Source organism: Microbacterium sp. 22242 (assembly GCF_052045495.1).
Taxonomy (GTDB): Bacteria; Actinomycetota; Actinomycetes; order Actinomycetales; family Microbacteriaceae; genus Microbacterium.
The window spans coordinates 39921-61606 of sequence record NZ_JBQEOZ010000001.1; the positions used below are offsets into that span (position 1 = coordinate 39921).

Annotated in this window: 24 protein-coding genes and 1 pseudogene (1 of these 25 only partly in view); 15 read left to right on the forward strand and 10 right to left on the reverse strand. The window is 69.2% G+C overall.

Annotated elements, in window-relative coordinates; translation table 11 throughout:
• Positions 1-49: 49 nt before the first annotated feature.
• The gene (hutI, locus tag ACTJJZ_RS00205) at positions 50-1213 is read left to right on the forward strand and encodes an imidazolonepropionase (protein ID WP_440719149.1); all 1164 of its coding nucleotides are present in this window, start codon (positions 50-52) and stop codon (positions 1211-1213) included.
• A gap of 136 nt (positions 1214-1349) precedes the next feature.
• Positions 1350-1997, forward strand: coding sequence for an SDR family oxidoreductase (locus ACTJJZ_RS00210; RefSeq protein WP_440719150.1), 648 nt, complete (start codon positions 1350-1352; stop codon positions 1995-1997).
• On the opposite strand, the gene ACTJJZ_RS00215 is transcribed toward ACTJJZ_RS00210, so the two are convergent.
• The 7 genes from ACTJJZ_RS00215 to ACTJJZ_RS00245 all read right to left on the reverse strand — a co-directional run bounded on the left by ACTJJZ_RS00215 (position 1951) and on the right by ACTJJZ_RS00245 (position 8047).
• Positions 1951-2382, reverse strand: coding sequence for a YrdB family protein (locus ACTJJZ_RS00215; protein ID WP_440719151.1), 432 nt, complete (start codon positions 2380-2382; stop codon positions 1951-1953). The genes ACTJJZ_RS00210 and ACTJJZ_RS00215 overlap by 47 nt on opposite strands.
• Positions 2379-3281 (reverse strand): arginase family protein, encoded by a 903-nt coding sequence (locus ACTJJZ_RS00220; RefSeq protein ID WP_440719152.1) that lies wholly within the window; start codon positions 3279-3281, stop codon positions 2379-2381. Before ACTJJZ_RS00220 ends, ACTJJZ_RS00215 begins: the two co-directional genes overlap by 4 nt.
• A gap of 133 nt (positions 3282-3414) precedes the next feature.
• Positions 3415-4410 carry a transporter gene (locus ACTJJZ_RS00225; RefSeq protein WP_440719153.1) on the reverse strand — a complete coding sequence of 332 codons (996 nt, stop codon included), beginning with the start codon at positions 4408-4410 and terminating at the stop codon, positions 3415-3417.
• The gene (locus ACTJJZ_RS00230) at positions 4407-5012 is read right to left on the reverse strand and encodes an NAD(P)H-dependent oxidoreductase (RefSeq protein WP_440719154.1); all 606 of its coding nucleotides are present in this window, start codon (positions 5010-5012) and stop codon (positions 4407-4409) included. The genes ACTJJZ_RS00225 and ACTJJZ_RS00230 overlap by 4 nt, the downstream gene beginning before the upstream one ends.
• A 128-nt stretch (positions 5013-5140) precedes the next feature.
• Positions 5141-5443, reverse strand: a complete 303-nt coding sequence (locus ACTJJZ_RS00235) for a tautomerase family protein (RefSeq protein ID WP_440719155.1) — start codon at positions 5441-5443, stop codon at positions 5141-5143.
• A gap of 149 nt (positions 5444-5592) precedes the next feature.
• Positions 5593-6531, reverse strand: coding sequence for a GlxA family transcriptional regulator (locus tag ACTJJZ_RS00240; protein WP_440719156.1), 939 nt, complete (start codon positions 6529-6531; stop codon positions 5593-5595).
• A gap of 241 nt (positions 6532-6772) precedes the next feature.
• On the reverse strand, positions 6773-8047 hold the full coding sequence (locus ACTJJZ_RS00245) for a DUF445 domain-containing protein (RefSeq protein WP_440719157.1): 1275 nt from the start codon (positions 8045-8047) through the stop codon (positions 6773-6775).
• 59 nt (positions 8048-8106) lie between these two features.
• Here ACTJJZ_RS00245 and ACTJJZ_RS00250 point away from each other — a divergent pair, with 59 nt between their 5' ends.
• The 3 genes from ACTJJZ_RS00250 (at position 8107) to ACTJJZ_RS00260 (ending at position 10189) form a co-directional block, all read left to right on the forward strand.
• Positions 8107-8379, forward strand: a complete 273-nt coding sequence (locus ACTJJZ_RS00250; protein ID WP_440719158.1) for a metal-sensitive transcriptional regulator — start codon at positions 8107-8109, stop codon at positions 8377-8379.
• 205 nt (positions 8380-8584) lie between these two features.
• On the forward strand, positions 8585-9517 hold the full coding sequence (locus ACTJJZ_RS00255) for an RNA polymerase subunit sigma-70 (protein ID WP_440719159.1): 933 nt from the start codon (positions 8585-8587) through the stop codon (positions 9515-9517).
• Between the two features lie 111 nt (positions 9518-9628).
• Complete coding sequence (locus tag ACTJJZ_RS00260) at positions 9629-10189, forward strand: dihydrofolate reductase family protein (protein ID WP_440719160.1); 561 nt, start codon at positions 9629-9631, stop codon at positions 10187-10189.
• A gap of 90 nt (positions 10190-10279) precedes the next feature.
• On the opposite strand, the gene ACTJJZ_RS00265 is transcribed toward ACTJJZ_RS00260, so the two are convergent.
• Together ACTJJZ_RS00265 and ACTJJZ_RS00270 are read right to left on the reverse strand one after the other, a co-directional pair.
• On the reverse strand, positions 10280-11647 hold the full coding sequence (locus ACTJJZ_RS00265; protein WP_440719161.1) for an aspartate aminotransferase family protein: 1368 nt from the start codon (positions 11645-11647) through the stop codon (positions 10280-10282).
• A 96-nt stretch (positions 11648-11743) separates the two neighbouring features.
• A complete protein-coding gene (locus tag ACTJJZ_RS00270; protein WP_440719162.1) occupies positions 11744-12955 on the reverse strand; it encodes an MFS transporter in 1212 nt (403 codons plus the stop codon).
• Positions 12956-13351: 396 nt separating this feature from the next.
• Here ACTJJZ_RS00270 and nrdH point away from each other — a divergent pair, with 396 nt between their 5' ends.
• The 10 genes and pseudogenes from nrdH (at position 13352) to ACTJJZ_RS00320 (ending at position 21661) form a co-directional block, all read left to right on the forward strand.
• Entirely contained in the window at positions 13352-13585 is a 234-nt protein-coding gene (gene nrdH / locus ACTJJZ_RS00275; protein WP_045251249.1) for a glutaredoxin-like protein NrdH, read from the forward strand.
• A gap of 68 nt (positions 13586-13653) precedes the next feature.
• Entirely contained in the window at positions 13654-14115 is a 462-nt protein-coding gene (gene nrdI / locus ACTJJZ_RS00280; RefSeq protein WP_440719163.1) for a class Ib ribonucleoside-diphosphate reductase assembly flavoprotein NrdI, read from the forward strand.
• Entirely contained in the window at positions 14073-16274 is a 2202-nt protein-coding gene (gene nrdE, locus ACTJJZ_RS00285) for a class 1b ribonucleoside-diphosphate reductase subunit alpha (RefSeq protein WP_440719164.1), read from the forward strand. Before nrdI ends, nrdE begins: the two co-directional genes overlap by 43 nt.
• A gap of 36 nt (positions 16275-16310) precedes the next feature.
• Positions 16311-17288 (forward strand): class 1b ribonucleoside-diphosphate reductase subunit beta, encoded by a 978-nt coding sequence (nrdF, locus tag ACTJJZ_RS00290; protein ID WP_440719165.1) that lies wholly within the window; start codon positions 16311-16313, stop codon positions 17286-17288.
• A 264-nt stretch (positions 17289-17552) separates the two neighbouring features.
• Complete coding sequence (locus ACTJJZ_RS00295) at positions 17553-17744, forward strand: hypothetical protein (protein WP_440719166.1); 192 nt, start codon at positions 17553-17555, stop codon at positions 17742-17744.
• Between the two features lie 342 nt (positions 17745-18086).
• A pseudogene (locus ACTJJZ_RS00300) lies at positions 18087-18410 on the forward strand (tyrosine-type recombinase/integrase); the annotation flags it as partial.
• Between the two features lie 289 nt (positions 18411-18699).
• A complete protein-coding gene (locus tag ACTJJZ_RS00305) occupies positions 18700-19521 on the forward strand; it encodes a MerR family transcriptional regulator (protein WP_440719167.1) in 822 nt (273 codons plus the stop codon).
• Positions 19522-19617: 96 nt separating this feature from the next.
• Positions 19618-19962: a VOC family protein gene (locus tag ACTJJZ_RS00310; RefSeq protein WP_440719168.1), complete on the forward strand. Its 345-nt coding sequence runs from the start codon at positions 19618-19620 to the stop codon at positions 19960-19962.
• Between the two features lie 223 nt (positions 19963-20185).
• Positions 20186-21298: a fatty acid desaturase family protein gene (locus ACTJJZ_RS00315; protein ID WP_440719169.1), complete on the forward strand. Its 1113-nt coding sequence runs from the start codon at positions 20186-20188 to the stop codon at positions 21296-21298.
• Positions 21299-21454: 156 nt separating this feature from the next.
• The gene (locus ACTJJZ_RS00320; protein WP_440719170.1) at positions 21455-21661 is read left to right on the forward strand and encodes a DUF6458 family protein; all 207 of its coding nucleotides are present in this window, start codon (positions 21455-21457) and stop codon (positions 21659-21661) included.
• Between the two features lie 15 nt (positions 21662-21676).
• Here the strand turns inward: ACTJJZ_RS00320 and pgi are convergent, their stop codons facing one another.
• A protein-coding gene (gene pgi / locus ACTJJZ_RS00325) for a glucose-6-phosphate isomerase (protein ID WP_440719171.1) crosses the window boundary here: on the reverse strand, positions 21677-21686 show its 3' portion. 1652 nt of this gene lie beyond the right edge of the window; only the last 10 of its 1662 coding nucleotides appear in the window; the start codon falls outside the window, past its right edge; its stop codon occupies positions 21677-21679.

Genomic DNA, 21686 nt, shown 5'->3' on the forward strand with positions numbered 1-21686 from the left:
GTCGAAGCGTCCGGCCCTTTCACGCGGGAACGACTTGAGAGGCACTGCCATGCGGATCCTGATCGCGAACATCGGCGAGCTGACGACGAACGTCGCGGCGGACGACGACCTCTGCGGCACTCTGCACGATGCGGCGATCCTCATCGAGGACGGCCGGATCGCCTGGGTCGGCCCCGCCGCCGACGCGCCCGAGGCCGACGAGATCGTCGACGCGGAAGGCCGCGCCGTGATCCCCGGCTTCGTGGACAGCCACAGCCACCTCGTCTTCGGCGGCGACCGAGCCGCCGAGTTCGAAGCGCGCATGCAGGGGCAGAAGTACGCCGCGGGCGGGATCCGCTCGACCGTGGCAGCCACCCGCGCCGCCACGGACGACGAGCTGCGGATCCGCCTGCGCGGCTTCCTCGACGAGATGCTCGCGCAGGGGACCACCACGGTCGAGATCAAGAGCGGCTACGGCCTCGACGTCGCGACCGAGGAGCGCCTGGTGCGCCTCGCCGCCGAGGTCACGCCCGAGGTCACGTTCCTCGGCGCGCACGTGGTGCCGGCCGAATACGCCGACCGCGGCGACGACTACGTCGAGCTCGTGACCGGCGAGATGCTCGACGCCTGCGCTCCGCACGCCAAGTGGATCGACGTGTTCTGCGAGACCGGGGCGTTCACCGTGCCGCAGTCCCGCCGCGTGCTGGAGGCCGGGATCGCCCGGGGGCTGCAGCCGCGCGTGCACGCCAGCCAGCTCGGCCCGGGCGAGGGCGTGCAGCTCGCGGTCGACCTCGGCGCCGCCTCGATCGACCACGGCACCTACCTCACCGACGACGACGTGACCGCGCTCGCCGGATCCGACACCGTGCTCACCCTGCTGCCCGGGGTCGAGTTCTCCACCCGCCAGCCCTATCCCGACGCACGGCGGCTCATCGACGCCGGCGTGACCGTCGCGCTGGCGTGCGACACCAACCCGGGCTCGAGCTTCACCTCGTCGATGCCGTTCTGCATCGCCGTCGCCGTGCGCGACATGCGCATGACGGTCGCCGAGGCCATCTGGGCGGCGACCGCCGGGGGAGCCGCCGCCCTGCGCCGCACCGACATCGGACGTATCGCTCCGGGCATGCGCGCCGACGTGGTGCTGCTGAAGAGCACGAGCCGCGTGCATCTGGCGTACCGCCCCGGCGTGCCGCTCGTCGAGGCGGTCTGGAAGGACGGCGTGCGCGCCGTCTGACACCGGGGCGGGCGCCGTCCGGCGAGGATGCCGCACGCCGAGCGCGACGGGACGAGGCGCTCTTGCGCAGTGTCCCGCCTGGAGCGGATCCGGATCCGCCGCCTCGTGGTGGCGGGATGGGGCATAGCGTGGTGCCATGGCGAGAATCCTGATCTTCGGCGGGCACGGCAAGATCGCACTGCTCCTGGAACCCCTGCTCACCGCGCGCGGCGACGAGGTCACCGCGGTCATCCGCGACGCGGACCAGATCGAGGACGTGCGCGCGACCGGCGCGGCCCCGGTCGTGTTCGACGTCGAGGCGGCATCGCGAGAGGCGATGGCGGCGCTGATCGCCGGGCACGACGCGGTGGTCTGGTCGGCGGGTGCCGGCGGCGGCAGCGCGGAGCGGACCCGCGCCGTCGACTTCGAGGCGGCGACGCGCTCGATGGACGCGGCCGCGGATGCCGGCGTGCGCCGCTACGTGATGGTGTCGTACTTCGGATCCTCGCTCCAGCACGGGATCCCCGCCTCGAACTCGTTCCACGCCTACGCGCAGGCGAAGGCCGAGGCCGATGAGCACCTGCGCTCGACCGAGCTGGACTGGACCGTCCTCGGCCCGAGCCGCCTCACCCTGGGACCTGCGACGGGACGGATCGACGCCGCCACGGAGAGCTCCGACGAGGTGTCTCGGGCGAACGTCGCCCGGGTGATCGCGCAGGCGCTCGTGGAACCCGCCACGATCGGGCGGACGATCCGCTTCAACGACGGCGACGAGGCGATCGACGCGGCGCTGCGACGCCGCTGAGCAGTCTCAGCGCGATCCGGTCCAGGATCCAGGCGACGAGGAGCGTCACGCCGGCCCCGCCGAGCTCGGACGCCCAGAGCGCTCCCGCCACGGAGCCGAAGAGCACGGCCTCCAGACACACCCGCCCGATGGGGCGGATGTCGATGCGGGCCTTGGGGGACAGGAGAAGACCCCAGACGACGCCGACGAGCAGGACGCCCGCGACCGCGACGAGCCAGCCCGGCCAGCCCGGCGCCAGCCGCACCGCCGCGATCGCGGATCCCGCGAGCAGCGCGAGTTCGAGCAGGAACCGCACGGCCAGCGCGGCACGCAGCCCTGGTCCCCCGTCGCGGAACGGATCCTGCGTGCTGCGCGACGCCGCCGACCCGTCCGGATCCGTGCTCATCCCCGGCCGGCCAGCGCGGCGAGCAGCTCCAGCACGCACAGCGCGGCGAGGCGCACCGTGCGGGCGTCCTCGTCGTCGGCGGTCGCATCCACCTCGGCGATGTCCGCGCTGACCACGCGCGCGTCGGCGGCGATCCCGCGCACGAGCGCGCGCAGCTCCCACGCCGCGAAGCCGCCCGGCACGCTCGCCGGGCAGCCGGGCGTCGCGGCGCGGTCGCAGGCATCCACGTCGATGTCGAGGTGCACGCGCGAGGCGTCGCCGGCCCCGGCGATCTCCACCGCCTCTGCGACGACATCGGCGATGCCGCGGCGGCGCACCTCGTCGAGCGTGATGACGCGGATGCCCCAGTCCGCCGCGCGCTGCGCGTAGGCGGCGGAGTTCGCGAAGTCGGCGATCCCGATCTGCACGATCCGGTGCGGGTCGATCGCGGATCCCTCCGGGGCGTCCTCGACGAGCCGGCGCACGGGGGAGCCGTTGGAGACGCCGTCGCGCAGGTCGAAGTGCGCGTCGATCGTGATCAGGCCGGTCGCGCCGGCGCCGAGAGCGACGGGGTAGGTGAGCGAGTTGTCGCCGCCGAGCGCGACCACGAGCCGGGACGCCGCGGTGAGCTCCGATACCCGGGCGACCGTGCGGGCGACGCCCTCGTCGCCGTCAGGCTCGTGCACGTCGCCCGCGTCGGCGATCCGCAGCACGGCGTTGAGGTCGACGGCGGGCGGCCCCATCAGGGTCGGGCTGTACCGGCGCAGCGCGTCGCGGATCGCGGCGGGCGTGGCGTGCGCGCCCGTGGGGGAGAGGGATGTCCGCCAGGTGGGCACGCCCAGCAGGACCGCATCGGCGCTCGATTCGAACGCGGGCCAGTCCCCGCCGCGGGGCCAGAGGGGATCGTGCGACAGTGCCATGAGGAGTCCCTTCTCGGAGGCGCGGTCGGCATCCGCTGTCCAGAGTGCCACGGCGCGGGTTCCACGACGGGCAAGCCGCCGTGCTCGTTGTCTGGCCTGTGAGACATCCGTGCGGTCGTGACGTGTGCAGCCCTCAGCGGCGCTGCACGGCGTCATCGGCGTGACGCAGGACGATCTCGGCTCGGCGCGCACCGCGGCGCACGCTCGTGATGAGCAGAAGAGAGCGCGCCGCGACCGCGAGGATCACGACCGTGACGAGCACGATCAGCAGCCAGGCGACGAGCTGCCAACCGGGGAACGCGGCGAGCGATGCCCACTCGGCCCCGTATCCGCCGGCCGCGGCGAGCGGGAACGTGAACGACCAGAAACCCAGCGTGAAGGTCAGCCTCCGGTAGCGGGGGATGAGGGCCAGCTGCTGCAGCGCCATCAGGACCAGCAGGCCGAGCAGCGCGGTCGAGACCAGATCCGCGTGTTCGCCGCGGATCGTGAACCACGCGGTGCCGGCGACGGCCGGAGGGGCGAGCAGGATCGCGCACGTCGGGGTGAGGGGGCCGGGCAGCGGAGTGAAGAACGCCAGCCGCGCGAGCAGAACGGTGGAGATCACGATCCAGAAGAAGACGCCGACCGCGAACGACCCGACCGCGAGCACAGGAAGGCCGATCATGACGGACGTCGTCGCCGCGATGAGCCCGGCCGCGACCGTGGGCAGCAGATAGCCGCCGTGGAAAGCCTCGGGCGGCAGGCTTCCGCTGTGCCAGAAGGCCAGCATCCATCCCGCCAGCGCGGCGGCGACCACGATGGATCCGATCACGAGGATCTCGCCCGCGAGCGGGACGAATCGGTGCAGATCGGCTCCGAGCAGCATTCCCACGACGGGCGCCAATGCCGCGATCGGGCCCTGCGCGGGCTGCCGCAGCTGCTGGGCGAGGGAGTCGGCGCTGCGCCCGCCGCGCCGCAGGTGCGCGCCGATCAGCCAGATCCACGCGATCGCGACCACGGCCCAGAGCGCCTGGCCGACGGCGCCCGGAACGCCCAGCAGCCTGCCGGCGACCGTCCAGACCTCGGCCAGTCCGGCCAGGCCGAAGGGGATCGCGAGAGTGTTGAGCGGGATCCGCTGCGCGGGGCTCATCGGCCGACCGCCTCGACGAATTCGGCCGCGTCGACCGGTTCGGCCAACGGCGGGTTCCCCCAGCGCATGTCGGGCTCCGCCAGGCCTTGCAGGAGGTCGCCGAAGTGACGGCTCAGCTCCGCCAGCGCCTGGTCGTCGATGTCGCGTACGCCGTGCACGACCAGCGGAGTGCGCCACCGCATCCCGAGCCGGTGCGCGGTCGCCCGCAGCGGCGCGAGGACGGCGTCGTACTCGTAGCTGTGCAACTCGCCCGGCCGGTAGCCGCGTGCGTCGCCGCCGGTCGTCGTGACCACGCGCAGCGCTTTGCCCGCCAGCGCACCGGGGGCTCCGGTGCCGTACGCCCAGCCGCGCATCATCACCGTGTCCAGCCAGTTCTTCAATGCGCCCGGAACGGAGTACCAGTACGTGGGGTAGAGCAGGACGACATCGTCGACGAGCGAGAGCGCGGCCTGTTCGGCGCGGGCGTCGGGCGCGCCTCCGGGATACAGGTCCGCGAGGAGGCGGACGTCCACGGAGGGGATGCGCGCGGCCGTCGCGGTCAGCGCCGCGCTGACGCGCGAGGCGGTCAGGTCGGGGTGTCCGACGATCAGTGCGGTGTTCATGATCGATTCCTTTCGATGGCGATCCGGTCGGGGGCGCTCCTCGCGGCCGTCCAGGCCGCCGCAGCCCGTCGGTGGCGGGCAGTCGGCGGCCGGGCAGGCGGATGCGCCGGTGTGCGCCCTGACTCGGGTCAGCGGGAGGTGACAGGGGCGGCCACGGCGAGCTCGGGCCGGGTGACGGGATGACCGTCGATGGACTCGTAGACATCCTTCGCACGCGCCATCTGGTCCATGATGCTGGCGGGTCCGCGGAACGGCTCGCCGCCGATGTGCCAGCCGTCGGCGTGCAGTTCTTCGATCAGCACCCAGACGACTTCGCGGAACGCCTCGGAACCTTCGAACCTCACCATGACATCGGTGAGTGCGGCGGCCATGGCGTGCTTCTCGGATTCGGTGAAGACGCCTTCGACGAGCTTGACGTTGACGAACGGCATGAGTTTCTCCTGGCTGTCGGTACCGCATCTCGTATGCGGTGACCTCACTCTCGCGGCGAACCGAGAATCGGCCCAGGAAGAATCGGGCCGCGATGCCCACACATCCGGCCAACCTCGCCGACGCGTGAGCACCGCGGCTCCGGCAGCGGCTAGGACGCTGAACGCACCTGCTCCTGATAGACGGAAGGGCTCGACCCCACCCTCGCGACGAACACGCGCCGCAGTGTCTCCGATGTGCCGAAGCCGCTGCGAGCGGCGGCCTCGGCGACCGATGCGCCGGCTTTCAGCATCATCTGAGCCGCTTCGATCCGGATCAGTTCCACGTATCGAGCCGGCGTGGTCCCGATGTCGTCGTGGAAGAGCCGGGTGAGGCTGCGCGTGCTCACGTTCGCAATCGTGCTCATCCGGGCGAGCGAGTAGTCGCCGGCCGGGTCGGCGGCGATCGTGTCCATCAGCCGGCGCAGCGGGTTGTCGGCGGCGAGATGATCGCGCGACGGTGCGGAGAACTGCGACTGGCTGCCCGGCCGTTGCAGGAAGACCACCATCTGCCGGGCCACCTGACGAGCGACACGCGGGCCGCAGTCGTCCTCGACGATCGCCAACGCGAGATCGATGCCGGAACTGACGCCGGCCGACGTGATGATGTGGCCGTCGCGGACGAACAGGGCCTCCGAATCCACGCGTACCCGCGGGAACGCCTTCGCGAACTGCGCGGCCCGGGTCCAGTGCGTCGTCGCCCTGCGGTAGTCGAGCAGTCCGATCTGCGCCAGCAGGAACGAGCCGGTGCAGACGGACGCGATCCGCCGGGCCTCTGCGGTGAGGGTGGTGACGGCGTCGGTGAGCGCCTGTTCGAACGGACGCGAGATCATCCCGTAGGCACCGGGCACGATCACGGTGTCAAGACGACCCGCCTCGGCGGCAGGCAGTTCCGCGGTCAGAGTCAGACCGTTCGACGCCTTGACGCTGCGACCGTCGGCCGAGACGAGCAGCGTCTCGTAGTCGGCACCGAAGCTGTTGGCGTGCGAGAACACGTCCGCCGGTCCCGCCACGTCGATCATGGTCACGTTGTCGTAGACCAAGATGCCCATCCGTCGCTGCGACACGTGTTCTCCCTGTGGATGGGGGTGCAGGCCGCTCAGGCAGGACCGGGCTGCGCCCGGGTCTCATTCTGCACCCGGTGACCCGCGCGCGCAGCACGCACGTGGTCGCCGGTCTTCTCGCCGCTCCGTGTCACGCCTGGCTCAGCGTCGACGAGCCGGATCCGGCGAGTGCTGGTCGCGCTCGAAGAGGAATGGGCTGGGCATCCGACCGGGCGGCATCGGCGCACGCCTACACCGGAATGAGCGCGTGCGCGACCGCGAAGATCGCGAGCCCCGCCAGCGCCCCGACCACCGTGCCGTTCAGGCGGATGTACTGCAGATCGCGGCCGACCATGAGCTCGATCTTCTCCGTCGTCTCCTTCGGATCCCAGCGCTCCACGGTGTCCGTGATGATCGACGCGATGTCATGCCGGTAGCGGTCGACGAGGAACACAGCCGCGTCGGTGAGCCAGGTGTCGACGCGGTGCTGCAACGCGTCCTCGGTCGCCAGGCGGTCCCCGAGTTCGCCGATCGCGACCGCGCCCCGGCGGCGAAGGCCGCTCTCCGGATCCGCGAGCGCGGCCAGCAGCCCGGTCTTGGCCGCATTCCACGCCTCAGCGGCCAGCGCGCCTACGCGCGGGCTGTCGAACACGGCTGCCTTCGCGTTCTCCAGGCGCGCCCTGGTGCCCGGATCGTGCTGCAGGTTGTCGGCGAGGCGCGCGAGATAGCCGTCCAGGGCGCGCCGGGCGGGATGACGCGGATCCGCCTGCACGGCGCGCACGAACCGCACCGCCTCGTTGTAGGCGGCCTCGTCCACGAAGCGATGCGCGAGTCGCGGCACCCATCCCGGCAGCCGCCGCGACAGCAGCCCGTGGAAGGCGGCGGCGTTGCCGTCCAGCCAGGTCGCGATGCTGTCGACGGCGAGGTCCACGGCGCCGCGATGGGCGTCGGCCTCGACGATGCGCTGCAGCCAGGCGCCCGCGGGCGTGCCCCACTCCGGGTCCACCAGGTGCTCGCGGGCGAGCTCGGCGATCACGCTCTGCACGTCGTCGTCGCTCAGGGCGCGCAGCACGGCGGAGGCGATCGTGGACCCCTCAGTCGCGACCCGCTCCGCGTGGGCGGGAACGCGCAGCCAGGATCCGAGTCGCGCGGCGATCGAGGTCTCGGAGAGCTTCGTGCGCACGACCTCGGCGGAGAGGAAGTTGGTCTCGACGAACTCGCCGAGCGTGCGCCCGATCTCGTCCTTGCGGTTGGGGATGATCGCCGTGTGCGGGATCGGCAGCCCGAGGGGACGGCGGAACAGTGCCGTCACGGCGAACCAGTCGGCCAGGGCGCCCACCATGCCGCCCTCCGCGGCGGCGCGCACGTACTCGAGCCACGGGTAGCGGGACTGCAGCCAGAACGCCACCACGAAGGCGACGGCCATGACCCCCAGCGCGGCGAGGGCGACGGTCTTCATCCGCCGCAGCGCCCGCAGGCGCTCCAGATCCGCGGGGGGCAGCAGTGCTTCACGCGCGCGGGCCATGCGCCCATCCTCGCAGGTGCCCGTCCGCGACGGGGGACGCGGACGGTACTCTCGACCTCGTGATCGAAGACATCAAGAAGCGCGCCCTGCACCGCACCAGCATCCTCGAGGGACAGCTCCGCGGCGTCGCGAAGATGATCGAGAACGAGGACTACTGCATGGACATCATCACGCAGTCCCGTGCGATCCAGCGCTCCCTCGAGTCGCTCAACAAGCTGCTGCTGGAGAACCACCTGCGTACGCACGTGGCGCACATGTTCGACGAGGGCGGCGAGCAGCGCGATCGGGCCATCGAGGAGCTTCTGAAGGCGTTCGACTTCCAAGCCAAGTAGGCGACAGGGGCGATCTGCAGCTCCGACAGACCGGCGCGTTCCCCGTCCCGGTCCCTGAGCCTGTCGAAGGGTCCGGCCGCGACCCGGTCCCTGAGCCTGTCGAAGGGTCCGCCCGCATCCCGATCCCTGAGCCTGTCGAAGGGCCCGCCCGCGCCCCGGTCCCTGAGCCTGTCGAAGGGCCGGGAACCTCTCTACGATCGACTTCGTGGACGCCTCCGACCTCGCCGCGCTCCGTGGCGGCCTGCTCGCCTTCTGCTACCAGATGCTCGGTTCCCCGTTCGACGCGGAGGACGCGGTGCAGGACGCGCTCGAGCGAGCCTGGCGCGGCCGGGCGTCGTACGATCCCGCCAGGGCGGCGCTGTCCACCTGGGTGTATCGCATCGCCCGCAACGTGTGCGTGGACCGGCTCCGCGAGGCGCCGCGGCGCCCGCTGCCGCGCGACCTGACGGATCCGGGCCTCGACGTCGGTGCACCACTGGTGCCGGCGCTGGATGTGCCGTGGCTGGTGCCGGCGCCCACCCGCTGGTGGCCGGACTCCGAGCCGGAGCGCGCGGTCGCCGAAGCGTCCGGGGTGCGGCTCGCGGTGACGCTCGTCCTGCAGGCGCTGCCACCGACGCAGCGCGGGGTGTTCATCCTGCGCGAGGTGCTCGGACATACGGCGGCGGAGACGGCCGAGATCCTCGAGACGAGCGTGCCCTCGGTGAACTCCGCCCTGCAGCGGGCGAAGGCCGCCGTCGCCGAGCGCTCCTCACGCCCCGCTCCGCTGCGGCGGGAGACCGTGGAGGGGTACGCGAGGGCGATCGAGCGGGCCGACGCGGCGGCGCTGGCCGAGCTCGTCGCCGCCGACGTGCTGTTCGAGATGCCGCCGGTGCCGTCCTGGTCGATCGGCCGCGAGACGTACGCCGCGTTCATGGCGCACCTGTTCGAGTGGCAGGGCACCCGCTGGCAGACCCGGCCGACCTCGGCCAACGGGCAGCACGGCTTCCTCCTTCTGCGCGTCGACGACGACGGTGCGCATCCGCACACCGTGCAGCTGTTCGAGGCCGATGCATCCGGCGAGCGGATCGGCCATGTGCTGGTCTACCGGGACGACGCGCTGTTCAGGCTGTTCGAGCGGGACGGCCTCGTCGCGGTGTGAGCCCGTCGCGCGGTTTCCGTCCGCACCGATGAGTTCGGCGCCCCTCGTCCGTATATCTCTCTGAAGCCCGCCGCGGAGGATCCGCATCGGGCACGACGCAAGGAGCATGACATGGCACGCATCATCGTGGCGCAGTTCATCACCCTCGACGGGGTCGTGGAGGATCCGGACGGATCCGACGGCACGCCCTTCGGCGGATGGTGCTTCCGGCACGGCCCCGAGGCGATCTCGGGGGACAAGTTCCACTACGGGCCGATCCTGCAGTCGGGGATCTTCCTGTTCGGGCGCCGCACCTGGGAGGCGTTCTCCGCACTGTGGCCGCCGCGCGACGCGACGGATCCGTTCGCGCGGGCGCTGAACGCCGCGGACAAGGCCGTCGTGACGGGCGGTGACATCGATCTCGGCCGGTGGCAGAACTCCCGGCAGGTCGAGGCGGATCCGGTCGGCTGGGCGCGGAAGACCGCCGCAGAGCGCGACGTCGTCGTCATCGGCAGCGGCTCGCTCGTCGAGCGCTTCGTCGCGGAAGGCGCGGTCGACGAGTACCGGCTGCGGGTGTTCCCGACAGCGACCGGTGCGGGGCGTCGCCTGTTCCCCGACGGCGCGGCGCTCGACCTCGTGAGCGTCGAGCAGGTGGGCCCGACGAGCCTGATGATCGCCACGCCGTCGCGGTGAGCGGGCCGGGCGAGCACAGCCTCGCCCCCATGTCCGAGATGAGACGCGGTGCCCTCACGGGCACCGCGTCTCGTCCTGCATCCCCGGCGACTACAGAACCGACTCGGCTTCCTTCAGCACCCCGCGCAGGATCCCGGTGATCTCGCGGAACTCCGCCGGGCCCACGGTGAGCGGCGGGGCGAGCTGGATCACGGGATCCCCGCGGTCATCGGCGCGGCAGTACAGGCCCGCCTCGAACAGGGCGCCGGAGAGGAAGCCGCGCAGTAGCCGCTCCGACTCGTCGTCGTCGAACGTCTCGCGGGTCGTCTTGTCCTTGACCAGCTCGATCCCGAAGAAGTAGCCGTCGCCGCGCACGTCGCCCACGAGCGGCAGGTCGAGCAGGGTCTCCAGCTCGGCACGGAACAGCGGCGAGTTCTCGCGGACCCGCTCGTTCAGCTTCTCCTCGTCGAAGATGTCCAGGTTCTCCAGGGCGACCGCGGCCGACACGGGGTGTCCGCCGAAGGTGTAGCCGTGCGGGAACGACAGGTCGCCGTGCGCGAACGGCTCGTAGATGCGGTCGCTCACGATCGCGGCGCCCAGGGGCGAGTAGCCGCTCGTGATGCCCTTGGCGCAGGTGATGATGTCGGGCACGTAGCCGTAGGCGTCGCATGCGAACATGTGCCCGATCCGGCCGAACGCGCAGATCACCTCGTCCGAGACGAGCAGCACGTCGTAGCGGTCGCAGATCTCCCGCACCCGCCGGAAGTAGCCAGGAGGCGGCGGGAAGCAGCCGCCCGAGTTCTGCACCGGCTCGAGGAAGACGGCGGCCACCGTGTCGGGCCCCTCGAACTGGATCATCTCCTCGATACGGTCCGCCGCCCAGACGCCGAACGCCTCGGGATCCGTCGGAGCGCCCATCTCAGCGGCACGGTAGATGTTCGTGTTCGGCACGCGGAAGCCGCCGGGCGTGACCGGCTCGAACATCGCCTTCATCGCCGGGATGCCGGTGATCGCGAGCGCCCCCTGGGTCGTGCCGTGGTAGGCGATCGAGCGCGAGATGACCTTGTGCTTGGTGTGCTTGCCGCGCAGCTTCCAGTAGTGCTTGGCGAGCTTGAACGCGGTCTCGACGGCCTCGCCGCCACCGCTTGTGAAGAAGACGCGGTTCAGGTCGCCCGGCGCGTAGCCGGCGAGGCGGTCCGCGAGCTCGATCGCCGCGGGGTGCGCGTACGACCACAGCGGGAAGAACGCCAGCTGCTCCGCCTGCTTCGCGGCGGCCTCGGCGAGCCGCTTGCGGCCGTGGCCGGCGTTGACGACGAAGAGGCCGGCCAGCCCGTCGATGTACTGCTTGCCGGTGTCGTCCCAGATGTGGTGACCCTCGCCCCGGACGATGATCGGCACCCCGCTGCGGTCCATCGTGGACTGGCGGGTGAAGTGCATCCAGAGGTGATCGTGTGCTTTCCGTTGCAGATCGGCGCTCATGCTCCGATCCTGTCACTCCAACTCGGAGATGACAACAGAAACCGTAGGTCGGAATCGGCGGATCCTGCGGATTCCGAGGATCAGGAGGAGGCTTCCTCAGAGCAGCGGGACGGCCTCGGTGTCCGGCAGCGGGGACGCGTCGCGGTGCCGGAGGTCCGGGAAGGAGCGCACGAAGACGACCGAGACCACGAGTGCGGCGGCGGCGAACAGGGCGGCGGCGAGGCAGGCGCCGACGGGGCTGTGCGCGCTGTCGATGAGGAAGCCGGCGATCGCGGATCCGGCGGCGGCGCCGATGAGCTGTCCGGTGCCGACCCAGCCGTAGGCCTCCGCGGTCTCGGAGAACTTGACGCTCGCGGACGTCATCGCGAACAGCACGGCGAGGGCCGGCGCGACGCCGATGCCGGCGGCGACCAGCGTGCCGCCCAGCCAGAAGACGTTCAGCGAGATCATCGTCAGCGAGAGCCCGACCGTCACGACCACGAGACGGCGCGCCATCGCCCACGGACCGATCGGGATCCGGCCCGATGCCAGGCCGCCGATCAGGCTGCCGACCGAGAAGAGCGCCAGCACGAGTCCTGCCTGCAGTCCGCCCTCGTCGAAGGTCTTCACGACGCCCACCTCGACCGCCGCGCAGCAGCCGATCAGCAGGAAGCCGATCGCCGTGGCCAGCAGCACCGGCGGCTTGAGCACCACGGCGCCGAACCCGCGGCGGCTGCGCGGGATCCGCACCCTCCCGACCTCGGGGGAGAGGATGAACCAGGCGCCGCCCGTGACGAGCACGGCCGCCACCAGCAGCAGGCCCTGCTCGGTGCCGACCTGGGTGGAGACCACTGTGATCACCACCGGCGCGACGATCCAGATGATCTCCTGCAGCGACGCGTCCAGCGAGAACAGCGGCGTCAGCTGGGACGAGTTCACGAGCTTCGGGTAGATCGTGCGCACCGCCGACTGGATCGGCGGCGTGGACAGCCCGGCGATGAGCCCCAGCGCCATCTGGCCGGCCAACGGCAGGGGCAGGAAGGCGAGCCCGAGGAACGCCAGCACGCACACGGCGAGGGTGAGGGTGAGCACCCGGCGCATGCCCCAGCGGCCCATCCAGCGGCTCGTGACGGGGCCGGCCACGGCCTGTCCCACCGAGGAGGCGGCGAGCACGAGGCCGGCCGCGCCGTAGGAGCCGGTGATGTGCTCGACGTGCAGCAGGATCGCGAGGCTGGACATGCCGTTGGGGAAGCGTGCGGTCAGCTGCGCGGCGATGATGCGTCCCACCCCCGGGGTGCGCAGAAGCTCCCTGTATCCCGTTCCGGCCACGGATCCACGTTACCGGTCGGTCGCTCTCCAGACGGCGGTCGGGCCCCGCGCGCACCCGCGTCCTCGCGACACGCCCGCGACACGCCGGAGGGCGAATTCCACAGCCTGGGGAATGTCGGATGCCCCTTCTAGCGTCGGATCTGTGGACGGATCGGGCCGGGGGATCCGCAGGCCGCGGGATATCGCGGTTCGCGGGGGCTCGGAGCCGTCCTCCGGCTGTGGACAGAACGGTGGAGAGCCTGTGGTCTGGCGGGGGAATGCGGTGGAAAACTACACTGTTGTAACTACTAGCCCTTGTGGTCGGTCCGAACGTCGGTCCCTATATGTAGTATTGAACTCCCGGCAGGGCCACCTGTCCGAAAGCCGGGTTCTGAGGGGAAAGAAGAGGCGCAACACATGTCCATCACGGTCTACACCAAGCCCTCCTGCGTGCAGTGCAACGCGACCTACCGCGCGCTCGACGCGAAGGGCATCGAGTACGAGGTGCACGACGTCTCGGAGGACGCCGCGGCGCTCGAGCACGTGAAGTCGCTCGGCTACCTGCAGGCTCCCGTCGTCGTCACCGACGAGGACCACTGGTCGGGCTTCCGTCCCGACAAGATCGACGAGCTCGCCGCGCGTCTGGCGTAACCCTCCGCGAGGAGCCCTTCGAGTACTTCGAGATTTCAGGGATCGGCGACGAAGAAGAGGAGGCAGTCATGAACACCGCGACAGCGACTGCCGCGCCTCTGCTGGTCTATTTCTCGAGCATCTCGGGCAACACCGCCCGGTTCGTCGGCAAGCTGGGTCTTCCGGCCCGGCGGATCCCGCTGCACAGCACGGAGGAGCCGCTCGTCGTCGACGAGCCGTTCGTCCTGGTCACACCGACCTACGGCGGCGGGCAGGGGCGGGGCGACGAGAAGGGCGCCGTGCCGAAGCAGGTCATCCGGTTCCTCAACGACGAGCGCAACCGGCGACACATCCGCGGAGTGATCTCCGCAGGCAACACCAACTTCGGCGACGCGTTCTGCGCCGCCGGTGACATCATCAGCCGCAAGTGCCACGTGCCCCACTTGTACCGGCTCGAGATCTACGGCACACAGGACGACGTCGATCGGGTGACCGACGGATTGGATCAATGGTGGGTATTGCAATCGAGCACGCAGAGCGTGACGCACTGAAGGACTCAGCGCCGGCGAAGGTCGAGGCCGCGTTCAAGGCCGACGCAGCATACGAAGGGATCGACTATCACGCCCTCAACGCGATGCTGAACCTGTACGACGCGGACGGCAAGATCCAGTTCGACGCGGACAAGCGCGCGGCGCGGGAGTACTTCCTGCAGCACGTCAACCAGAACACGGTGTTCTTCCACTCGCTCAAGGAGCGCCTGGATTACCTCGTGGAGAAGGAGTACTACGAGGGCGCCGTCCTGGAGAAGTACTCGTTCGAGTTCATCCAGAAGCTCAACGATCTCGCCTACTCGAAGAAGTTCCGCTTCGAGACGTTCCTCGGCGCGTTCAAGTACTACACGAGCTACACGCTGAAGACCTTCGACGGCAAGCGCTACCTGGAGCGTTTCGAGGACCGCGTCGTGATGACCGCCCTCGCCCTTGCGGACGGCGACGAGAAGCTCGCGACGGGCCTGGTCGAGGAGATCATCTCCGGCCGCTTCCAGCCGGCGACCCCGACCTTCCTCAACGCCGGCAAGGCGCAGCGCGGCGAGCTCGTCAGCTGCTTCCTGCTGCGCATCGAGGACAACATGGAGTCGATCGCCCGTGGCATCAACTCCGCCCTGCAGCTGTCCAAGCGCGGCGGCGGCGTGGCGCTGCTGCTCTCGAACATCCGCGAGTCGGGCGCCCCGATCAAGCAGATCGAGAACCAGTCCTCCGGCATCATCCCCGTGATGAAGCTCCTCGAAGACTCCTTCTCGTACGCGAACCAGCTCGGCGCGCGTCAGGGTGCCGGCGCCGTGTACCTCAACGCGCACCACCCCGACATCATGCGGTTCCTCGACACCAAGCGCGAGAACGCCGACGAGAAGATCCGCATCAAGACGCTGTCGCTGGGCGTCGTCGTGCCGGACATCACGTTCGAGCTGGCCAAGAACGGCGAGGACATGTACCTCTTCTCGCCGTACGACGTCGAGCGCGTCTACGGCGTGCCGTTCGGCGACATCTCCGTCACCGAGAAGTACCGCGAGATGGTCGACGACCCGCGCATCAAGAAGACCAAGATCAACGCGCGCGAGTTCTTCCAGACCCTCGCCGAGATCCAGTTCGAGTCGGGCTACCCGTACATCATGTTCGAGGACACGGTGAACAAGGCCAACCCGATCAAGGGCCGGATCAACATGTCCAACCTCTGCAGCGAGATCCTGCAGGTGAACACGCCGACGACGTACAACGAGGACCTCTCGTACGACCAGATCGGCAAGGACATCTCCTGCAACCTGGGCTCGCTCAACATCGCCCTGGCGATGGACGGCGGCGACCTGGGCAAGACGGTCGAGATGAGCATCCGCGCCCTGACCGCGGTCAGCCAGCAGAGCCACATCGCTTCGGTCCGTTCGATCGAGGACGGCAACGACCGCTCGCACGCGATCGGCCTGGGCCAGATGAACCTGCACGGCTACCTCGCCCGCGAGCATGTCTTCTACGGTTCCGAAGAGGGCGTCGACTTCACCAACATCTACTTCTACTCCGTCCTGTTCCACGCGCTGACCGCGTCGAACCGGATCGCGATCGAGCGCGGCGAGACCTTCGACGGGTTCGCCGACTCGACGTACGCGTCGGGTGAGTTCTTCGACAAGTACATCGATCAGGAGTGGGTGCCCGCGACCGACAAGGTCAAGGACATGTTCGCCGGTCACCACATCCCGACGCAGGACGACTGGAAGGCGCTCAAGGCGTCGATCCAGGAGCACGGCATCTACAACCAGAACCTGCAGGCCGTCCCGCCGACCGGATCCATCTCCTACATCAACAACTCGACGAGCTCGATCCACCCGATCGCGGCGAAGGTGGAGATCCGCAAGGAAGGCAAGCTCGGCCGCGTCTACTACCCGGCGGCGTTCATGACGAACGACAACCTGGAGTACTACGAAGACGCCTACGAGATCGGCTACGAGAAGGTCATCGACACCTACGCCGCTGCCACGCAGCACGTCGACCAGGGCCTGTCGCTGACGCTGTTCTTCAAGGACACTGCCACCACGCGTGACATCAACAAGGCGCAGATCTATGCCTGGCGCAAGGGCATCAAGACGATCTACTACATCCGTCTGCGTCAGATGGCCCTCGAGGGCACCGACATGGCCGAATGCGTCAGCTGCACGCTGTGATCCGTCGTTCGCTCTGGGATTTCTGAAGGAAGAGACATGACCCCCGAACCGCTCAAGCTGGTCGACCGCGTGCAGGCGATCAACTGGAACAAGATCCAGGACGACAAGGACCTCGAGGTCTGGAACCGTCTGGTGAACAACTTCTGGCTGCCCGAGAAGGTGCCGCTGTCCAACGACATCCAGTCGTGGAACACGCTCACCCCCGAGGAGCAGACCCTCACCATGCGGGTGTTCACCGGCCTCACGCTGCTGGACACGATCCAGGGCACCGTCGGCGCCGTCTCGCTCATCCCCGATGCGATCACCCCGCACGAGGAGGCCGTCTACACGAACATCGCGTTCATGGAGTCGGTGCACGCGAAGAGCTACTCCTCGATCTTCTCGACGCTGTGCTCGACGAAGGAGATCGACGAGGCGTTCCGCTGGTCGGTGGAGAACCCGAACCTTCAGAAGAAGGCTCAGATCGTCATGGACTACTACCGCGGGGACGAGCCGCTCAAGCGCAAGGTCGCCTCGACCCTGCTGGAGAGCTTCCTGTTCTACTCGGGGTTCTACCTGCCGATGCACTGGTCGTCGCGGGCGAAGCTCACCAACACGGCCGACCTCATCCGCCTCATCATCCGCGACGAGGCCGTGCACGGGTACTACATCGGCTACAAGTACCAGCGGGGTCTCGAGACGCTCGACCAGGCCAAGCGGGACGAGCTGAAGGACTACACGTTCTCGCTCCTCTACGAGCTCTACGACAACGAGGTGCAGTACACGCAGGACCTGTACGACGGCGTCGGCCTCACTGAGGACGTCAAGCGCTTCCTGCATTACAACGCGAACAAGGCGCTCATGAACCTCGGCTACGAGGCGATGTTCCCCGCGACCGTGACGAACGTGAACCCGGCGATCCTGTCGGCGCTCTCGCCCAACGCGGACGAGAACCACGACTTCTTCTCGGGATCCGGATCCTCCTACGTCATCGGCAAGGCCGAGGCCACCGAGGACGAGGACTGGGACTTCTGAGAATCCCAGGTCAGAGTTGATTACTTGTCAGGAGGTGAAGATGGCTCACGGAGCACAGATGGTCGGCGGCACGTTCGGCGCGGGCGGCATTGCCCACATCCTGCCCACATCTCATCGACACCGATCGTGCGCGGCGTGTTCGTCGCGCACCCTGGCGACCCATTCAGGGGGGTCCTCGCGCTACTGCGGGGACCCCCCTTTCAGTCTTCCCATCAGCACCAGAAGGAAAGTCCTTCTGGGTTGCCGGGGAGGGTAAGGAGAGAAATGCTCAAGCATTTCCCGCAGGGCCCCGATGGGGCATGGAAGACCGGGCAGCGTGTGCCGCTCGACGGAAGGTGGGCGGACCAGTACGGTCTCGTCACGTTCCATGAGCGGGGAGCAACGTTCCCGCCGTGCATCGACCGCAAGGGAGAGTGCGCGTACCGCTATCTGGTGGAAGCTGTTGCAGCAGCTTGATCCACTGACTCTCTAGCTAAGAGTGGCATCGGCCTCCGACTTCGGTCGGGGGCCTTTGTCGTACCTCGCGGTCGATCCACGGTGGGGACAACACAAAGCATCGCCGAAATATGCCACCTATGCAAGGCCGATGCGTCCTGTGCGGTCTGCTGGCCTGCTCACATCATGGCCCATACCGGCCAACGCGGACCAACGGCGCCGCGCAGGCGTGAAGCTTGTCACGCGGTGCGCTGTCACCGGATCCGCGATCTGCCCCTCCGTGCTCGCCGCGGCACGCTCGAGCAGCACGACATATCGAGCGGGGGATAGGCCGAGCTCCCATACCCGCACGCGACGAGCGGATGGTTCACGCGCACCGTGCGAGCCGCGCAGATCCAGGACGCATCGATTCCCCGTATCACGCCCCACGACCTCCGGCACACCGCCGCGTCACTCGCGGTCTCCGCAGGCGCGAACCCGAAGGTAGTGCAGAGGATGCTCGGCCACGCGTCGGCAGCAATGACGCTCGACGTCTACGCCGACCTGTTCGAGGACGATCTCGACGACGTCGCGGTCGCGATGAGTGCCGCACGTAAGACGGCCATGTCCGACGCCTCCCGTGCCCACATTCTGCCCACACTTCGCGCCAGCGCAGGCCGTCGGACACCATCGCAATCCCCCTCTTAGCCTGCGGTTTTCTCTCAAAGGCAACGCCATCAAGGGGCATAGCGAGGAACCACGACTTCTTCTCGGGATCCGGATCCTCCTACGTCATCGGCAAGGCCGAGGCCACCGAGGACGAGGACTGGGACTTCTGAGTCACAGCAGCCGAGAGGCCCGGATCCGCGTTCATCGCGGGTCCGGGCCCTTTGTCGTCCCGGTGAGGATCAGCCGTTGCACAGGCGAAGGCGAGGAGGGCGCTGACCTGCGCGCAGGGTGCTGGTCGCGTGGACGGCGGATGTGTCAGGGTTGAGCGATGAGCGGGATGCTGTCGATCGGGGACTTCTCGCGCTACGCCGGGCTGAGCATCAGGATGCTGCGCCACTACGACGAGCGCGGGCTGCTCGAGCCCGCCGAAGTGGATCCGGTCACGGGGTACCGCCGCTACGCACCGTCGCAGCTGGGCAGGGCCGGACGGATCCGGAGCCTGCGCGACGCGGGGTGCGGCATCGCCGAGATCGCCGAGCTGCTGCCGCTCTTCGATGACCCGGCAGCGCTCTCGCTCCGCATCGAAGGCCATCTCCGGCGACTCGACGAGGAGGCCCTCCGGCTGAGCCGGCAGCGCGCCCTCGCGGAATCGCTCGTGGCTGCCGCCGGCAGCCGTACTGCGCCGATCACCGTGCAGGAACGGGAGTTCCCGTCCCTCCGGGTCCTGCTGACCCGCCGCACCGTCGCCGACTACCCCGCGGAGGGCGAGCTCTGGGCCGACCTGCGCCGGCTCCTCGCGCGCCCAGGCGGTGTGGACGGAGCCGAGCTCGGCGAGACCATCGGCGCCACGTACTTCGACGAGGAGTTCCGCGACGAAGACGTCGAGATGGCGATCTGGCGGGAGTTCACCGGAGAAGCCCCGAAGGGGACGGGTTTCGAAGTCGCCCTGCTGCCACCGCAGCGCGTCGTGTGGGCGACGCACCGCGGCGGGTTCGACACCATCGCGGTCACGACGGAGGCCATCGGCGCATGGGTCGTCGACCGAGGGCTGGCGCGGACGGGACCGATGTTCAACGTCTACGTCGTCGGCCCCGGGGCCGAGCCGAATCCCGACGCCTGGGTCACGGAGGTCAACGTCCCCGTCGGCTGACGTCGTCTGGCGTCGGCAGTTGACCCTCACACGGTGGCAGGCCCGATGCTCGATCGCGGCGGACGAATCGGACGCCGAAAACGAAAGGGCAGGGACATGACGGATCTGGTGAATTACTTCGAGGTCGGAACCCCGGATCCGGAGGCGGCGCGCGCGTTCTACGGCGGCGTCTTTGGGTGGGAGTTCGGCTCGCCGAGCCCCGCGGGATACGGTTTCGTGAACGGAACCGCAGGCGGGTTGTGGGACACGACCCAGGCGGGCGGCGGGCACTGGGCCGTGTTCTATGTCGAGGTCGCCGACATCCACGCGACGCTGGAGACGGCCCGGTCGGCAGGCGCGGGCGTCGTGCTGCCGCTCGTCGACAACGGCGCGATCCTCTTCGCGCATCTGAGCGATCCGGCGGGCAATCGCTTCGGGGTGTGGCAGCGGAAGACAGACTGAGCGGCCCGGCGGCCCAGGCGCTAGGCGTGCCCGATCGGCACGCGCAGCGCCCCGCCGGGTGAGGAAGAATGTGCCCAGGCTTCGTGAGGGCGCTTTTCGAGGCGGATGCACAGTGTCGCATGCCCCCTGGTGCATACGGGTGCGCGTAGCGTGAAGACAGCGATCGGCGCCCGCCCTTGGCTTCCGCCCCGGTCACGGCCGGACACATGTAAGGCGCTGCGAGATGGCAACCGTGTACACAGAAACTCCGGCCCGGCTCGGACCCGTCCGACAGACGTACGCACGCCAGGAGGACTTCCCCCACGTGGCGCGGGCCTTCGTGGAGGTGTCGCGCGTCGTGCGCGAGACCGGGCTGATGCAGCGGACGCCGCGGTTCTACGCCTTCGTGGCCGCCGGGATCGCCCTCGCCTTCGGCGGCGCCATCACCGGGTTCATCCTGTTCGGCGACAGCTGGTACCAGCTCCTCATCGCCGCCGGTCTCGGGATCATCTTCACCCAGGTCGCCTTCCTCGCGCACGAGGCCGCGCACCGGCAGATCCTCTCCTCCGGCCCGGCGAACGACCGGCTCGCCCGCATCCTGGCGGCCGGGGTCGTCGGCATCAGCTACGCCTGGTGGGACTCGAAGCACAGCCGTCACCACGCGAACCCGAACCGCGTCGGCAAGGATCCCGACATCGAGGTCGACACCATCTCCTTCCTGGAGGAGGACGCCGTGCAGGCGCGGGGTCTTCGCCGGATGATCACCCGCAAGCAGGGCTGGCTGTTCTTCCCGCTGCTGACGCTCGAGGGCCTGAATCTGCACTACCTCGGCATCAAGCACCTGGCCGGCCGCGCACCCGTGAAGGGCCGCTGGACGGAGATCGGCCTGCTCGCCGCGCGCTTCGCGGTCGTCCTGACGCCGATCTTCGTGCTGCTCCCGCTGGGCAAGGCCGCTGCGTTCGTCGGCGTCATGGTCGCGGTCTTCGGCGTGTACATGGGCGCGTCCTTCGCACCGAACCACAAGGGCATGGCCGTGATCGCCCCGGATGCGCGCCTCGACTTCTTCTCGAAGCAGGTGCACACGTCGCGCAACATCCGCGGCGGCTGGTGGGCCACCTGGCTCATGGGCGGGCTCAACTACCAGGTCGAGCACCACCTCTTCCCGAGCATGTCCCGCCTGCACCTCGGCCGTGCCAGCGAGATCGTCCGCGAATTCTGCGACACCCACGACGTGCCCTACACCGAGACCTCGCTGTGGCGGTCCTACGCGATCGTGATCGACTACCTGAACCGGGTCGGCCTCGCCGCCCGCGACCCGTTCGACTGCCCCATGGTCGGGCAGTACCGGCGGGCCTGATCCCCGCGCGGGACGCCTGAACAGCACGGGCCGGATGCGCAATGCATCCGGCCCGTGCTGTGTCAATCCCCTGGGTTCTCGCCGTCTCGGAGCTAGCGTGAGCGAACGACATCCGGTGCGTGAGAACGCCCGGGTAGAGAAGCGGAGGTACATGTCATGGGCATCGGAACCGGCATCGTTCTGTTCGTGATCGGCGCGATCCTGGAATTCGCCCTGAACGTCCAGGTCTCGTGGATCGATCTGCACCTCGTCGGCTACATCCTGATGATCGCCGGCGTGGTCGTCTTCCTCATCAGCCTGATCCTGCTCCTCGTGCGGCGCCGCCGCCCCCCGGTGGCCTCGACCGACGACGACCTGCTCTGACGCCCGTCGCCGCCCTTACCGGCGC

Bases quoted from the DNA above. Each gene is read 5' to 3' on its own strand.
- nrdH (WP_045251249.1), top strand. From the start codon at position 13,352: ATGTCCATCACGGTCTACACCAAGCCCTCCTGCGTGCAGTGCAACGCG.
- ACTJJZ_RS00260 (WP_440719160.1), top strand. From the start codon at position 9,629: ATGGCACGCATCATCGTGGCGCAGTTCATCACCCTCGACGGGGTCGTG.
- ACTJJZ_RS00220 (WP_440719152.1), bottom strand. From the start codon at position 3,281: ATGGCACTGTCGCACGATCCCCTCTGGCCCCGCGGCGGGGACTGGCCC.
- ACTJJZ_RS00295 (WP_440719166.1), top strand. From the start codon at position 17,553: ATGCTCAAGCATTTCCCGCAGGGCCCCGATGGGGCATGGAAGACCGGG.
- ACTJJZ_RS00230 (WP_440719154.1), bottom strand. From the start codon at position 5,012: ATGAACACCGCACTGATCGTCGGACACCCCGACCTGACCGCCTCGCGC.
- nrdF (WP_440719165.1), top strand. From the start codon at position 16,311: ATGACCCCCGAACCGCTCAAGCTGGTCGACCGCGTGCAGGCGATCAAC.
- ACTJJZ_RS00215 (WP_440719151.1), bottom strand. From the start codon at position 2,382: ATGAGCACGGATCCGGACGGGTCGGCGGCGTCGCGCAGCACGCAGGAT.
- ACTJJZ_RS00320 (WP_440719170.1), top strand. From the start codon at position 21,455: ATGGGCATCGGAACCGGCATCGTTCTGTTCGTGATCGGCGCGATCCTG.
- ACTJJZ_RS00265 (WP_440719161.1), bottom strand. From the start codon at position 11,647: ATGAGCGCCGATCTGCAACGGAAAGCACACGATCACCTCTGGATGCAC.
- ACTJJZ_RS00310 (WP_440719168.1), top strand. From the start codon at position 19,618: ATGACGGATCTGGTGAATTACTTCGAGGTCGGAACCCCGGATCCGGAG.
- nrdE (WP_440719164.1), top strand. From the start codon at position 14,073: ATGGTGGGTATTGCAATCGAGCACGCAGAGCGTGACGCACTGAAGGAC.
- ACTJJZ_RS00225 (WP_440719153.1), bottom strand. From the start codon at position 4,410: ATGAGCCCCGCGCAGCGGATCCCGCTCAACACTCTCGCGATCCCCTTC.
- nrdI (WP_440719163.1), top strand. From the start codon at position 13,654: ATGAACACCGCGACAGCGACTGCCGCGCCTCTGCTGGTCTATTTCTCG.
- ACTJJZ_RS00245 (WP_440719157.1), bottom strand. From the start codon at position 8,047: ATGGCCCGCGCGCGTGAAGCACTGCTGCCCCCCGCGGATCTGGAGCGC.
- ACTJJZ_RS00235 (WP_440719155.1), bottom strand. From the start codon at position 5,443: ATGCCGTTCGTCAACGTCAAGCTCGTCGAAGGCGTCTTCACCGAATCC.
- ACTJJZ_RS00315 (WP_440719169.1), top strand. From the start codon at position 20,186: ATGGCAACCGTGTACACAGAAACTCCGGCCCGGCTCGGACCCGTCCGA.
- hutI (WP_440719149.1), top strand. From the start codon at position 50: ATGCGGATCCTGATCGCGAACATCGGCGAGCTGACGACGAACGTCGCG.
- ACTJJZ_RS00240 (WP_440719156.1), bottom strand. From the start codon at position 6,531: ATGGGCATCTTGGTCTACGACAACGTGACCATGATCGACGTGGCGGGA.
- ACTJJZ_RS00210 (WP_440719150.1), top strand. From the start codon at position 1,350: ATGGCGAGAATCCTGATCTTCGGCGGGCACGGCAAGATCGCACTGCTC.
- ACTJJZ_RS00305 (WP_440719167.1), top strand. From the start codon at position 18,700: ATGAGCGGGATGCTGTCGATCGGGGACTTCTCGCGCTACGCCGGGCTG.